At 44.6% G+C, this 14,545-nt stretch carries 11 protein-coding genes; 4 read left to right on the forward strand and 7 right to left on the reverse strand.

Annotated features, from left to right (window positions below; genetic code table 11):
* Window positions 1–121: 121 nt before the first annotated feature.
* A complete protein-coding gene (locus tag IQ263_RS13150; RefSeq protein WP_194009725.1) occupies window positions 122–871 on the reverse strand; it encodes a peptidylprolyl isomerase in 750 nt (249 codons plus the stop codon).
* A gap of 149 nt (window positions 872–1,020) precedes the next feature.
* Entirely contained in the window at window positions 1,021–4,866 is a 3,846-nt protein-coding gene (locus tag IQ263_RS13155) for a glycosyltransferase (RefSeq protein ID WP_194067820.1), read from the reverse strand.
* Between the two features lie 374 nt (window positions 4,867–5,240).
* On the opposite strand from IQ263_RS13155, the gene IQ263_RS13160 reads away from it, so the two are divergent.
* Window positions 5,241–6,914, forward strand: a complete 1,674-nt coding sequence (locus IQ263_RS13160) for a methyltransferase domain-containing protein (RefSeq protein ID WP_194067821.1) — start codon at window positions 5,241–5,243, stop codon at window positions 6,912–6,914.
* Window positions 6,915–6,987: 73 nt separating this feature from the next.
* Complete coding sequence (locus IQ263_RS13165; RefSeq protein ID WP_194067822.1) at window positions 6,988–7,857, forward strand: calcium-binding protein; 870 nt, start codon at window positions 6,988–6,990, stop codon at window positions 7,855–7,857.
* Window positions 7,858–7,952: 95 nt separating this feature from the next.
* Here IQ263_RS13165 and IQ263_RS13170 read toward each other — a convergent pair whose 3' ends face one another.
* The 3 genes from IQ263_RS13170 to IQ263_RS13180 all read right to left on the reverse strand — a co-directional run bounded on the left by IQ263_RS13170 (window position 7,953) and on the right by IQ263_RS13180 (window position 10,206).
* Complete coding sequence (locus tag IQ263_RS13170) at window positions 7,953–8,756, reverse strand: MOSC domain-containing protein (RefSeq protein WP_194067823.1); 804 nt, start codon at window positions 8,754–8,756, stop codon at window positions 7,953–7,955.
* Window positions 8,757–8,870: 114 nt separating this feature from the next.
* A complete protein-coding gene (locus tag IQ263_RS13175; protein ID WP_194067824.1) occupies window positions 8,871–9,170 on the reverse strand; it encodes a putative quinol monooxygenase in 300 nt (99 codons plus the stop codon).
* A gap of 358 nt (window positions 9,171–9,528) precedes the next feature.
* Window positions 9,529–10,206, reverse strand: coding sequence for a hypothetical protein (locus tag IQ263_RS13180; protein WP_194067825.1), 678 nt, complete (start codon window positions 10,204–10,206; stop codon window positions 9,529–9,531).
* Window positions 10,207–10,533: 327 nt separating this feature from the next.
* Here IQ263_RS13180 and IQ263_RS13185 point away from each other — a divergent pair, with 327 nt between their 5' ends.
* Complete coding sequence (locus tag IQ263_RS13185; protein ID WP_194067826.1) at window positions 10,534–11,013, forward strand: hypothetical protein; 480 nt, start codon at window positions 10,534–10,536, stop codon at window positions 11,011–11,013.
* A 172-nt stretch (window positions 11,014–11,185) separates the two neighbouring features.
* On the opposite strand, the gene IQ263_RS13190 is transcribed toward IQ263_RS13185, so the two are convergent.
* On the reverse strand, window positions 11,186–11,680 hold the full coding sequence (locus tag IQ263_RS13190) for a hypothetical protein (protein ID WP_194067839.1): 495 nt from the start codon (window positions 11,678–11,680) through the stop codon (window positions 11,186–11,188).
* A 536-nt stretch (window positions 11,681–12,216) separates the two neighbouring features.
* Between IQ263_RS13190 and aroA the strand changes: the two genes are divergently transcribed.
* The gene (gene aroA / locus IQ263_RS13195) at window positions 12,217–13,572 is read left to right on the forward strand and encodes a 3-phosphoshikimate 1-carboxyvinyltransferase (protein WP_194067827.1); all 1,356 of its coding nucleotides are present in this window, start codon (window positions 12,217–12,219) and stop codon (window positions 13,570–13,572) included.
* Between the two features lie 422 nt (window positions 13,573–13,994).
* Here the strand turns inward: aroA and IQ263_RS13200 are convergent, their stop codons facing one another.
* Complete coding sequence (locus IQ263_RS13200; RefSeq protein WP_194067828.1) at window positions 13,995–14,432, reverse strand: CAAD domain-containing protein; 438 nt, start codon at window positions 14,430–14,432, stop codon at window positions 13,995–13,997.
* Window positions 14,433–14,545: the final 113 nt, after the last annotated feature.

The raw sequence follows: 14,545 nt of genomic DNA on the forward strand, positions 1-14,545 counted from the left end.
AGATTTTAGATTTTAGATTTTAGATTGAATCCACAGATGAATCCGGAGGCTTTTTGTCAGGATGCTACGCTTTTAAAGTTTCCACGGATAAATCCGCGGCCCCAGACAAAATTGCTTTCGGTCACGATATTGAAGACACCGAAGACAGGGGTTGTAGCGGGCCAATCTTCGATACCTGTTCGGCGACCCAGCTTTCAAAGAGTTCGTTAATCAAGCGCAGCCGCATCGATTCGTCGAGCTGGGCCGGCATGAACTGTTCTAGTCGAATAATTACCATCCATTCTGCCAGAGGACGCGGTGTCCAGAGTTGATTTGGCTTGCTGACAGACAAAAGTTTGCTGATTGCCGGGTGTGGCTGGCTCAGGGGTACAGGGCCCAACACGCCGTCGGACTTGGACTCTGGGCCTTCGGAAAAGTTGCGGGCCACTTCGGCAAAGGTTTGTTCGCCTTCGAGGATGCGAAAGTAAAGTTCGTTTGCTAGTGCTGGATTTTTGGTGCGTACCAGGGAATAGACTACGTGGTCTAGGCTGGCTTTGCGGGTTAAAAAATAATTATCAACTTTAGGTCTCCAAGTCTCTTGCTTAAATTTTTCGATCAGCAAGGGTCTGACGGCCATGTCTTGAAGTTCTGCTGCAGTCATGTTTTGGCTGCGGAGCCAAGCTTCTCGGGCTTCCGGCGCTGTCAGTTGGTGCTGTGCCAGAAAGTTTTCGACGGCTCCCTGTCGTTCTTCGTCGCTGCAACTAAAGGATGCGATCGCTTGGTCTATGATTACACCCCGCAAAAATTGAGGCATCAACTGATACCGCTTCAGGAGCGATGGCATATCCTGAGCTTGAAGCAATTTATCGCCTATTTGAAAAAGTCCTGTCATTTTTTTATCTCCAACTGACTTGCGCTTTCCCTTTTAATTTAGCTGTGGCAGGAAAAGAGCGACAACCACTAACCTCTCAATCTCCCGATGATAGCAGAGCGTTAAGAAAGCTAGCGCTATTGCTGTCTATTTCTTGACGCTTTACCGGGCTACGGGTTCCTTTCAAATAGTTTGCCTATCAGGGAGGAGTAAGCGAGGCTATCAAGAATTTTGGGGTTTGTCGCCATTGTTTGCTGGACTCGATCCCGATAGTGCCGGCGCAGTTTTGGGTTGGTTCCCAGTGCTGTACTCAGCTCTATATAAGAGTTCTCGCTGTTTGCTACAAGTTCCGGAAGTTGTAGCTCTTCGAGGACTGCTGCTGATGGGCGCGATCGAATTTTTTGCCCTTTTCTTGCCACTACTGGCAACCCTACCAACAGCGCTTCTGAACCGGAGCCGGCATCGCTGTATGGATAGGCTTCTAAATATATATCAGCTAATTTCAGACATTTTATGCAATCTGCGCGATTTTTTAGCGCTCTTATCACAACTATCCGCTGTTTGTCAAGCCCAAATTCCCCGAATGTCGATCGAATTTGGTTGTAAAAAGGCACCGCCGCGTAGTTTTCTCGGCCCGAACCAAAGGGATACAAAACTAAAATAGAATTCGGCACAGCAGCAATAATTTTTGCCCAAGTTAATCGCAATTCTGGGATAATTGTCCAAACCGGAGCACCGGAGATGAACACTACAGATTCATCAGTGGCTCCCCAACTGCTGCGAGTCGGTTCAACTGTGGCAGCCGCTGATGCTACCGGATAGCTGAAACAAACTCCCGAACCTTCTAAAGTAATTAATTTTTCCCGATACTGTGCTGCTGCACCTGTCGGCAATGTCAAATCTCCAGCAATCAAATAATCGATATTTCGGGCTGCAGTGCTGGCCGGATTTGATGCAGCGGTAGCCATTTGCACCCGCGCCAGTCGGTGCAAACACAGCAGCGCGGTTGCTTGGGAAGTTTCGGCGATATTAGTGCAAATTAGCAGAATATCTAAATCGTGCGATCGAATTTCCTGTACTTGCTCTGGCAAATCCCCCGAAAGTTGCACCAGTTTGTCAGCGCAACTTTCGCAATATTTCCCCAATTGCTCATCCTCTACCTGGAAATGATACACGATAACTTCAAACTTGGTTTTATCCAAATATTCAAACGTGGGAATAGCAGCAAAAGTCTCGGAATTCAAACTAATTTGATTCAGCAAAAATCCCACTCTAATTTTAGTTCGTTTAACTACTATTTCAGCAAAAATCCAGTCTATTTGACAGCCAATATTTTTTAAATAAAATTCCAGAATATCAGCTCGCCGAATCAAGACATCTAGCAGATTAGCTTCGCTCAAATTCAAGGTTTTAAAACTAACATTCTTAGCAATATAAGCAGCCAAATAACGCCAAACTTCCGCATCGGGAAAACGGGCAATATTAGTAGCGACGTAATCTATCAACCCCTGGAAATATTCCGAGTATTTTTCAACATCTCCCCTCTGCTGAAAACAAGTCGGAGATTGAAATAGAAAATTCAGAAAATCGTCAAAAAACCACTGGGGAATCGCTGCATTTTTATACTCTAGCCGCAACTGATAAGCCTCCCCGTACAGCATCGCTGCGAGGAGATATTGAATCTGCTCAGCAATTGCCCCTGCGTCAGCAAGTTGCGAGACTAACTGCTGCACAAAACTTTGTTCTGACTCCGTTAAAATTTCATGTTTCAGGTGGCAATCCATTAACAACTTATGAGCTTTTCCCGCTGCTTGCGAGTAAGCGATTTCTAAATTTTTGGCTGGGAAATTTAGCCAATATTCCGCTAATTGTTGGCGGTACTGGCGCATCTTTTCCAGAATAAACTGGTTGGATGGATATTTTTTGTACTGTTCTACCAGCGCTGACAAGTTAGATATATTAGGCTGGGTTCTTATGGCTAACTTTTGGCGGATTGTATGTTTGATTTCGCGATTGAGAAAACTGTACTCAGGACTATTTAGCAGTTTTTTGTAAAATCTGACCACATCTTTATGATTTTCCCCAGCCGCGAAGTTTTTCCAGGTTTGTTGGTCGGGATGAATCCTGAGTGACGACAGTTTTTCGTCTACAAATCCGATGTGATAATTGCCCATGATGCGCCACCACATATCTAAGTCTACATACTGAGATAATCCTGAATCAAACAATCCTATTTCTGCAAAAACTCTGGCGGGAATTAATACGGTACTCGGTTCGCCAATTTTGTTGATGGGGTTGCTCAAGCAGTTAGCATCTGCGAGCAATTCTTTTCCGGACTGAATAGATTTTAAATTCGACCAACTTTTGTGCAAATCTTTAATTGATTGGGAAGCTTTACGCAAAATCGGGTGAGATTCATCGGCGGCGATGGTGATAGCGCGCGGGGAGAAAACCATACCGACTTCGGGGTTTTGTTGGGCGAGGGCGACCATTTTTTCGATACATTCTGGTGCTAGCAAGTCGTCTTGAAACAGAAATTTAATGTATTCGCCTTTGGCTTGGGATATGCAGAAGTTCCAGTTTTGTGATAAGCCGTAGTTGCGGTGCAGGATGATGCGGAAGTCGGCGGATGTCTGGGATTGGAAGGATTGGGCGATCGCTATTGTGCGGTCTGTGGAACCGTCATCGGATACAATCAGTTCTATGTTGGGATATGTCTGAGCCAAAGCACTTTTGATTGTTTCCTCAATAAACGCTTCTCCGTTGTACGTCGGAATGCAAATGCTTACCAAAGGCTGCCAGTTTTGCAGTTGGGCTTTTGATTGAGTTTTGGGGTGTGATGATTGCAAGTCAGCCTTAATTTTTGCAGACTCTGCTTTGGCTGTTGCTGACAGAGGCAAGTTTTGAAAATTATCAGTAATCTCGGCAATATATTCGAGACGTTTTCTAATTTTACTACCCGTAACTTGCGGGTTGAGTAAAGTCTGAATTTCCTCAGCAGCTACCGCTCCAATTTCTTGAGCTTTTTGGTAATTATTGAAAACTTTCTGCATTAAATCAGCCGCGTGTTCGACATCCGGTTGAGCCCAAACATTGCCTTTTTTGTAAGGCCCGCAATCTTGCTCAATCGGGATTAATTTATACTTGACCAAAAAGCTGTTACCGACATTCATAAATTCTGTATTTGATGAATAGTCGGTGGCAATTACAGGTTTGCCATAAAACATCGCCTCAGCCATTGTTAACCCGAATCCTTCGCAGCGGTGCAGCGATACGTAGCAGTCGCAATTGTAGAGCAAACCGTTAATTTGCTCTTTGGACAAATACCCGTCTAGATGTTTGATGTTTGAATTGTTGGCTATGGTAGAGTTTAAGGCGGTTTTAGCTTCGGGAAATTGATGTGAATTGGAAGATTTGATAATTAACAATAGGCGGTCATCTTCGCCGAAAGCTTGTTTGAAGGCTTGAATTGTAGCTAAAGGATTTTTGCGTTCGATGCGGCTGCAAAAGTCGAAGATAAACAGGAAAATAAATTTATCTTTAGGTAAACCTAACTCTTTTCTGCTGAGGGAAGGTGCGGGCAGAGCAATGCTGGGCATTATTTTGATGACGGGAATTGGTGAAACTTGGGCAATTGTTTCGGCACAATAATTGCTGTAAGTCCAAATTTCGTGAAAGTGATTAAATGCGGGCTGCCATTGGGGGGGGAATGCGGGTATTTCCCATGCCCAAAATCCGATGTTATATTTGTTTTTAAAATAGCTGGAACCTCTATGTTTGATAAAGGTTGTCACTTCGTCGGCGTTGACTTGAATTAAGTTGACTGGGTGCGGATTGTCAGGGCTAAAGTTTTGATAGGTGTTATCTTGTTGGCGGTGGGGACTGCGGGAAAAATTGTTGATGTTAAAGGGGATTTTGGCTGCTTCTGTTGCTCGGATGTTTGCTCGGACACCTTCTCCGACTCCAAATTCGCCGTTGATGTAGCCGGCGATGTTAATTCCTAAATTTTGATTCATAGTTTTTAATGTATTGAGCTAAGTGTTGTGTTATTTTTTTGATTAAAAAGCTGAATTAATTGATATTCTCAATGGCGCTTGAGGAGGGTAGGAGTTGAGAATAAATTATCGCGTTCTCAATATTTGCTAAGATGTAGCAATCTTTGCTGGATGGGGAACAGGATTTAATTGAACCGCAGAGGGCGCAGAGTACGCTGAGGAAGAGAAGGGAGGGAAGAGCAAGAGAATGAGTTGGTCTCGGAAAATTTTGTTCTTGACAAATGTGCCGATCGCCATTGTATACTGGCATCGCCATGCTAACTTTCGGCTGGTTTTCTGTCGCATGGGTTGCTCTGTTTGATTTTACAATAAACTAATCAGGAATTTTAGACAAAGTGCTCGATCGCGTCAACCACGACCTTTTGAAACTGCTACCGCCGGATGCTAAAGTCGTAGTCGAAATTGGCTGCGGTACGGGTTCGAGTGGTGAAGAATACAGGCAGATAAATCCCCACTGTCAGTATATTGGCATTGAACGCGATCGAGAAAAAGCCGCGATTGCGGTCGATCGGCTAAACTGGGTGACGGTAGCCGATATTGAAGAACTTGCCGTAGAAAGTCTCGACATCGCCCCCGGAAGCGTCGATTGCTTGATTTTTGGCGACTTGCTACCCTATTTCAAAAATCCCTGGGATGTCCTCAAGCAGTACAGTGCTTTGCTCAACCCTGAAGGGCAAATTCTCGCCACAATCCCCAACGCTCAATACTGGCGGCGCATTGTCAATCTGTTGCGGGGAGATTGGGAAAATCCCGATGGCAAGATGCAGCACTGGTTTACCCTAGAAAGTATTAAATCACTATTTGCTGATGCTGGATTGCAGGTTTACGAACTGCAAGGAAAGGGACACAAAACCGAAACTTTTTCCCGCTTCCAGCAATTGCTGCATCCAATGGTGAAGGCTTTAGAGCTGACATCGACGGATTTTGCTACGCAAACCGGTGCTCAATATTATATCGTGCGATCGACCAAATCGGCCATATCACCCCGCAGATTGCTGATCCAAACTATCATTATGGCTCCTACAGGCTGCGATCGCGTGCGAGTTTTGGAACCAGACAAATTTAGCGCCACAATTCCCGGAGTCCGCACCGTCTCCAGCGTGAAAACCGTAGAATCAATTAATCCGCTAGCTGGAGAAGAAAAAATCTTCATCTGGCAGCGGACAATTATGCAATATCCCGCCTACATTCCCAAGCTCAAAGAACTGCTGCAACAAGACTACTTAATAGTAGCTGAAATTGACGACAATCCAATCCGCCGCCGCGAATATGCAGACAACAATTACCTCAGCTATCGCGGCTGTCACTGCGTTCAAACAACGACAGAACCGCTAGCCAAAATTTTGCGGCACTACAATCCCAATGTTGCCGTATTTCCCAATCAATTAGCTTATCTGCCCCCAGCGCGAATTTACCCAACAGAAAATACAGTCACTCTATTTTTTGGTGCCCTCAACCGCGAACAAGATTGGCAGCCGATTATGGCAGCGCTCAATCGAGTTTTGGTCGCACACAAACATCGGATTCGAGTTAAAGTCATCCACGACCGCCGATTTTTTGAAGCGCTGGAAATACAGCAAAAGGAATTTGAACCGTTTTGCAGTTACGAACGGTATCAAGAAATTATGTACAGTTGCGATATAGCTTTGTTGCCGCTAGTTGCCAACCCAGTTAACGAAATGAAATCCGATTTAAAGTTTATTGAATGTGCGGCACGGGGAGTTGCGGTTTTGGCAAGTCCCACAGTCTACGAAAATTCAATTATTGAAGGTGAAACTGGGTTAATTTACAAACATAAAAAAGAGTTTGAAATCAAGCTAAATTCGCTAATTAATGATAATATTCTGCGCCAACAAATAGCCGCGAATGCTTACGAATGGGTGCGCGACAACCGCTTGCTGTGCGGGCACTACCGGCAGCGGCGAGACTGGTACTTGCAAATGCGGGACGAGTTGCCGCGTTTGAATGCTGAGTTGCGAGGAAGATTGCCGGAGTTATTTAGCGACTAAGTGCGGTAAGATTTATAGTTATTGTGCGATCGTTCTGTTTTATTGTTTAATTTTTAATTGTTACTCCACACCAATGCGAATTCTCTTCACTATTGCTCACTTTTACAATCCCAGCGGCGACGGGAAACACGCTTCCCAGCGAAACGACCCGCAACCGAGACTGAATGCTTTAACTGCTTGCGTGACATCGCTACAAGCTTTGTACGGTCAATCTCAGTCGATGATTGATATTCGGGAATGTGCAACTATTCCAGCCAATCAAGCTCAAAAACACGAAATTGATATTGTTGTTTGCACTACTCAAGGCTATCATTTGTTGGCTCAACTGCCGGTACAGCCTAGGTCTTTTATGCACCATGCTACAAAATGCGAACCGCTACTTTTGGGGTTTGAGTGTCAAGCAGTTTTGCGAGCGTGTCTTGACAAATACGATTATTTCTGTTACTTAGAAGATGATTTGATTCTGCACGATTCTTGGCTTTTTAGCAAATTAAATTGGTTTACACATCACGGCGGAAATGGAAATTTGCTTCAGCCTAATCGCTATGAAATATCGCCTCAAGGGGCTGTTTTTAAAGCATATATTGATGGGGATTTAGCGGCCGGAGTTACTGCTAAGTTTCAAAATGTGGAGGAACAGCCGCAGTTAATGGGGAAAATTATGGAACAGCCAATTTCTTTTGAACGGGCTTTAAATCCTCATTCTGGTTGCTATTTTTTGAATGCGGAACAGATGGCTTACTGGGCTAAGCAGTCTCATTTTTTGGATAGGGATACTAGCTTTATTGGCCCGCTGGAAAGTGCGGCGACTTTGGGAATTATGCGGACTTTTAGGATTTATAAGTCAACTCCTACTTATGCTAATTTTTTGGAAATTCAACATTTTGGGGCGAGTTTTCTCAAGTTGATCGGTAATAAGGTGAGGATTTCAGAGGAAGGATAATATGAGGTTTGTAGTGAGGATTTTAGTCCGCATCCAAGAATGACTAAAGTCCTCATTACTAACGAAGAATGACTTTAATCCTCATTACGAACGAATTATAAATTTAAACTATCGCCGATTTTAACTGTGCCGCTGTTGATGATTTTGGCTAAAACTCCGGTTTGTGCGTGACCGAATTCTTGTTTGAGTAAACTCAGTAGGGGAATATCCCGATCGCCCGTTTCTGGATTTACTTCTATGTTGACACAGCGATTGATTCGTGCTGTCACTTCGATTAAAGCTGTACCTAATTGAAACTGTTTTCCGATCCAGTCAAATTCCGACCACGCTGAAATACCTTCTAGCACAATGTTCGGGCGAAATCGGCGCACGTCTATCTGTTGGTTTGCCTTTTCGGTTAATTTGTCTAGGGTGGCTTGGGCGAGGAGAGAAATGTGTACCGGTTCTCGATCGGGATAACGAGTTAAGCCGCTGCTGTCGCCGACTAAGCGCAAAGGTGCAAACTGCGGGTGTCTCGCTTCTTTTGTTGGCTGCATTTCCGCCAGATATTCGCTAAAAAAGCTGCTGATGCGATCGCGCCCCGCTGCTGTGTTCGTCGCTGCTGACAACACTGCAACTCCTTGACGCTGGACTGTTAAAATGGTCGTTTCCGCTTGATAATCGCATTCTAAAGCTGCTAAATACGGCCAATCGTTTTGAACTGCAAAAGATTTTTTGCTCTTCCAAGGTACGTTTTCGGCGGGCATTTGTGCCAATTCAGGATTGTCGGCAAACATTAGAGCAAAAGTGCGATCGCCCTTAATTCCATGTCCTGCTGTTAAAGCAAACCCCGACATTTCTTGCGGTGTCAGCCCTTTAATGGGGTAAATGAATAACTGTTTTATTGTTGCTACTGTCATATTTTTGTTTAGCCGCGCTTCTATTTCAACTGAATTCTTGTCCCCCCTTACTAATGGGTGCTAGGGGGTACAAGCTAATTCAAAAACATTAATAAAATTGCTATAAAAAGCCGATTAAGCTAGTAATTCATAGCGGCGAATATCGGGAGGTGCAACGGCCAAACCTTCTAATTTCTGCACGGCGGCTTGAAGGTGATTTGAAGCGAGATGTTGTTCTAGCAAAGCTGCACTTTCCCACTCTTCAACAAAGGTGAAATCTGTAGGATCGGCTTGATTTTGCAATAATTCGTATTTGATGCAGCCTTGTTCTTGGCGAGTTGGCTCGATAATGCTCAGCAGCAGAGATTTAAGTTCTGCTACTTTGTCGGGAAAGGCTGTGAGACGGGCGACTACTCGCAAGGTTGGTTTGGACATAGGGTAAAAAAAACAAGCTGTTATGGCGATCGAATTTACCGATGTCGATCGGGCAAACTCAACAAAACACGATTTTACTAAAAATAACTCAAAGAGGTCGATCGGTCAACAGCCAGCATAATCTTTCCAGGACGCGCTCAAGTCTCAGAAACCCGGTTGATTCCAAAATTCTTCGTTACCAACCGCAGAACGTCGTATAAACCGGCTTTCTTGGTATATTCTTCCTTCTTCCTGATGACGTTGGACGGAAAGTTCGGGGGGGGACAGCACTAACAACTATCCTTCGACTTCGCTCTTCGGACAAGATGACTAATGACTAATGACTAATGACTAATGACTTCTTCCCTCTTCCTTCTTCTCAATCTTTGGGATAGAATCGTTTGTTTGCTGTAGAATATTCCCAGGCGAGATTCTCCGGGTCTTTTTCGCGGCTCCACTCAGCAAACTCCGGTTTAACTTTCCATTTGCCGATCGTAGTGGCGTGAACTTTGAACCGACGGGAAAGTTCCGTCTGGGTAAAAGAGATTTTCGGCTTTTGAGGAGTCTTGGTTTGAGCTATCGGAAATAAATTAGGTTTTTTTTCTTGTGCTTGTTCCCCATTTGTGGGATGCTCTTTAACAGCTATTGCCGCGTTAGGTGTGGCGCTTTGATTGACATTTGGAGCTATTTGAAAATAATACAAAATTCCTCCTTGTTCCGTCACTTCAAAATCGGCGGCAAACTCATAGGCCCGTTTGTCAAGATATTCTTGAACCTTTGATCCTGGGAGTTTCGCATTCATCGCCAAATCCAAAGCCGTAACTCGCCCTTGATTTTCCTTGATCAACTTGTAGAAAACCGAGTCTAAATGAGCGAGTTTATGTTTTTGCTGCTGCTGGTAAAACTTGTAAGCCCAAGCAATGCCCGCTGTGGTGGCGATCGCCCAAAACATCGTTCCCGACTCGAAACTGGCAACCGCCGTCAAGCAAATAGGCAAAAGTAGGGTAAGATATCCCCAAATGCTGCCCTTCTGTAGGTTATTGCTGTTTTTGACCATAGTTCCTGAACAGGTATGTACTTTCGCTAACGCCGTGCTTGTCTGAAAGCCGTCTGGTTTTTCGACACTAGATATATCGCTGTCTAAATCCGCTAATCGCTATCTGCCTAAAAACGGATAAAACCCCCACACTCCTAAGTGAACAATCCTAATTTTAGACCCAATTTCCAACTTTTTTGATTAATCTAGCTGAGTCAATTTTTCTATCTCAAACTTCTACGACGACTTAGCCTATGGCGAAGTCGAAGAAAATCGAAGTATCCAAAATCGAAACTCTCCACTATACTATAAAATCCCAGAATCTACTTTTTTTATAACCGAGGATTCATGTACTTTTTTCGCAAACAGATTGCCATCCTGTCTCTAGTTGTTGCTTGCTGTACCCTGACTATTAGTTGCGGCGATAACCGAACTGTCCAGTGTACTAAGTTTACAGAAATTGTCACCAAAGGTAAGACTCTCATCGATCTTAAGAAAGGCAGCTACGATGCTGTAACTAGCAAGAACTTAGCTAAAGATTTGAACCAGACAGCGAAACAACTTGAGGCTTTGCAAGTCACAGATCCCACCCTCAAAGAGATTCAAGGCCCATCGGTTAAATCCTTCCGGGAAATGGGTCAAGCACTAGGCGACATAGCCAAAGCTCTTGAGACTGCAAATCAGGCTTCTACCAGTATAAAAGGTCGAGAGCAAATCAAAACAGCTAGCGCAAATATTCTCCGATACGGACAGCAGGCGAATCAAGCAGCGGAAAATCTAGACGCTTTGAGTGGCAAACTGATTCAATATTGTAAGAGCGATCGCTAAATAGGTAATTGCAAAAAAATCAGAACATCAATTATAATACCCTGCAAGATGTGATTGTTTTTTGCGATCGCCTACTTAATGACTAATGACTAATGACTAATGACTGATGACTAATGACTAATGACTAATGACTAATGACTAATGACTGATGACTAATGACTAATTACCAAATTTAATGATGAATTTCTAGATTCAAAATATAGCGACCGAGTTGTACTTTTTCCGACCACAACTCATATTCTAACCGCAAGTGTCCCGGTTCCGGCTTTCCTGTCAGCGTCAAGTTGCGAGTGAAGTTGCGGAGGCGCAACTGTTCGGGAGTCGCCAGCGATTCGCCCTGAAGCCAGTAACGGCTAAGCCCGTACATTCCCCGTTCCCAGCAGTGGCGGTAACTGTATTTGCCGTTTCCTTGCATGGTCATAATGACTCGATAGGGCGAAACTTCTAGCCACAGCAACCGGGGTTTTGTGCTTGTTGGTAAGATAGCAACTTCCTCGCCAGATTCGTTGGAAAATTGGCGATCGACTATTGCCGGTTCGTGTAGCAACAAGTGAAAGCGATCGCTGTCTTTTTGATAAAGCGTACCAGCGGTTTCAACGAATGACCACAAAGGTAAATCTGTGGATACCAGCGATAAACTTACAGGCTTGCGGTGATGCGTCAGCATAAATAAAAGTGTAGGAGTTATTGTGGATCGGGTGGTTTGAGATACTTCGGCTTGCTTCGGCTCCCTTCGACTTGAGGGGTTAAGACGCTGGCTCACAAGTTGCGAGCGTACAAGTTTGAAATTTTATACTTTAGAGTTTAGATTGGTTGGATTCCAAATTCCGGAGATTTTGCTTAAAACAATCAAAAATCTACAACTAGCAATCGAAAATCTAAAATTGTTCAGTCAAAATTCAATCATCTGTTCAATAACTGAGTGCAACAAGTGAAATATGAGCAAATATACGGATGGTTTGTGTAAAATCAAGATAAAATCTGTACAGTTGCATCTGCTGTCCCCCGTGACTGATACCAGTTTCACAAAATAATGAAATTGGGTAGCCCCTGTTCCAAAGCCCTATGCGGTATATCATTCCCCATTCTAAAATCTAAAACTTGTTGGCTCGCGAAGTCGAAGAATCTAAAATCTAAAATGGTATGACTTAGGACTGAGAAAAGGGTAGGATAGCTAACGCTGTCCCATCCTAGTTTATCTCAATGCAAGCTGATATTATAACTACTTCGCTTCTAGGCGAAAGTCAAACTTTAAGCATTCAAAAACCTGCTTCGGGCTTATCGCTGCGAGGTCGGATTCGAGTGCCAGGGGATAAGTCGATTTCTCACAGAGCTTTGATGTTGGGCGCGATCGCCAGCGGTGAAACGACTATTGAGGGACTGCTGCTAGGAGAAGACCCCCGCAGCACTGCTAAATGTTTCTCGCTGTTGGGAGCCTCGGTTTCGGAACTTAACGCAAAACGGGTGAGCGTCCGTGGTGTCGGAATTGGCGAGTTAAAGGAGCCTCTCGAAGTCTTGGACGCGGGTAATTCCGGCACGACGATGCGGTTGATGTTGGGAATTTTAGCGTCTCACCCAGGGCGTTTTTTTGCGGTAACTGGTGACAGTTCTTTGCGATCGCGCCCCATGTCGCGCGTCATTAAACCGCTGCAACAAATGGGAGCGCAAATTTGGGGTAGAAAAAGCAGTTCTTTAGCTCCCTTAGCGATACTCGGACAGCGGTTAAAAGGGATTCACTACCATTCGCCGATCGCCTCAGCTCAAGTTAAATCCTGCATTTTGCTGGCCGGTTTGATGGCTGAGGGAGAAACTACAGTCACAGAACCCGCTCTCTCGCGGGATCACAGCGAGCGGATGCTGCGGGCCTTCGGAGCAAAATTGAGCGTCGATCCAGAAACTTGCAGCGTTACAGTCACTGGGCCCGCGCAACTACAAGGGCAGAATGTGATTGTACCGGGAGATATTAGTTCGGCGGCATTTTGGCTGGTGGCTGGGGCGATCGTCCCAGGTTCCGAGCTCGTAGTCGAAAATGTCGGAGTCAACCCAACTCGCACGGGTATTTTGGAAGCTTTGGAAATGATGGGCGCTGACATTGAACTGCAAAATCAGCGAGAGGCGGCTGGCGAACCGGTAGCGGATATTTTGGTTCGCTATTCCAGTAAGTTACGGGGATGCACCATTGCTGGCGACTTAATTCCCCGATTGATTGACGAAATCCCCATTTTGGCAGTTGCGGCAGCTTTTGCGTCTGGTACTACAATAATTCGAGATGCGGCAGAGTTGCGAGTCAAAGAGAGCGATCGGCTGGCCGTGACTGCTGTGGAACTCAACCGCATGGGAGCCCAAATTACTGAGTTACCCGACGGCTTGGAAATTACCGGCGGAACTCCTTTAACTGGCGCGGATGTTGACAGCTACACCGACCACAGAATAGCGATGAGTTTGGCGATCGCAGCGCTCAACGCCACAGGTATTACTAACATTCACCGGGCCGAAGCTGCTGCCATTTCCTACCCCGATTTTACCGCCACTTTACAACAACTTTGCCATCCAAATTAAGATTGGGAATTGGGCGGAGCGAAGCGGAGGGATTGGGCGGAGCGAAGCGGAGGGATTGGTTATTGGTTATTTGTTATCGGTTATTTGTTATTTGTTATTTGTTATTTGTTATTTGTTACTTGTTATCGGTTATTGGTATAGCCTCACAAATAACCATTAACTGCTAACCAATAACCAATAACCAATAACTAATCACAAATAACCAATAACCAATCACCAATAACTGATGACCAATAACCACTGATACCAAATTCGGGTAACATACCCCTGGATGATTCGGCGGTTGAAACTGCATCTACAAAAACGATGTCGGCCTGCGCCGACTCGTTGATAAAGGGTAGGTATCCCAAACCCGAATTTGGTATTACTAATGACTAATCACTAATGACTAATGACTAATCACTAATGACTAATGACTTCCTCTAAGAATTTTTGCCTACAACTTGTTCTTTAAAAGAATCAACTTCCGTTAATAACTCTTGACGAGTAGAAGCCTTGAGGAGATAGCGGTAAACAAACCAACCCGTATATCCCATGCCAATTAACTCAAAAACTGGAGCTACCAAAGGGACATCATTAAGAGCCGCTAAAACTCCCAGCATTACCTTAAGACTAACACCGCCTGCCAGGATTAAACCCACTGTGACCAGAGGCTTTTGGTATTCAGTAAAAAAATTGGACAGATAAACTGGAAGTTCCGACAAAATTGTGAGAACTTGGTCTTTAATATCTTGGAACTGGCTTGTCGGTGTTTCTGTAGTTGTCACTGTAGTGATGACCCCGGGTTGGTCAGCCACCAGGTCTACTGTGACGACTTCAGTCATCGTTTGTGTGTCGTCAGAAAAGTTAGCTTGTGTCATTTGATACTTCCTCCGGTGTCAAGTAAAATTGCAGGCTTTGAGTTGCCGCCAGTGTAATTATCCGGCATTTAGCACAGCATTCTGGCAGCCGGGACTAATTGATGAGATTAAGC

The organism is Tychonema sp. LEGE 06208 (genome assembly GCF_015207505.1).
Taxonomy (GTDB): Bacteria; Cyanobacteriota; Cyanobacteriia; order Cyanobacteriales; family Microcoleaceae; genus Microcoleus.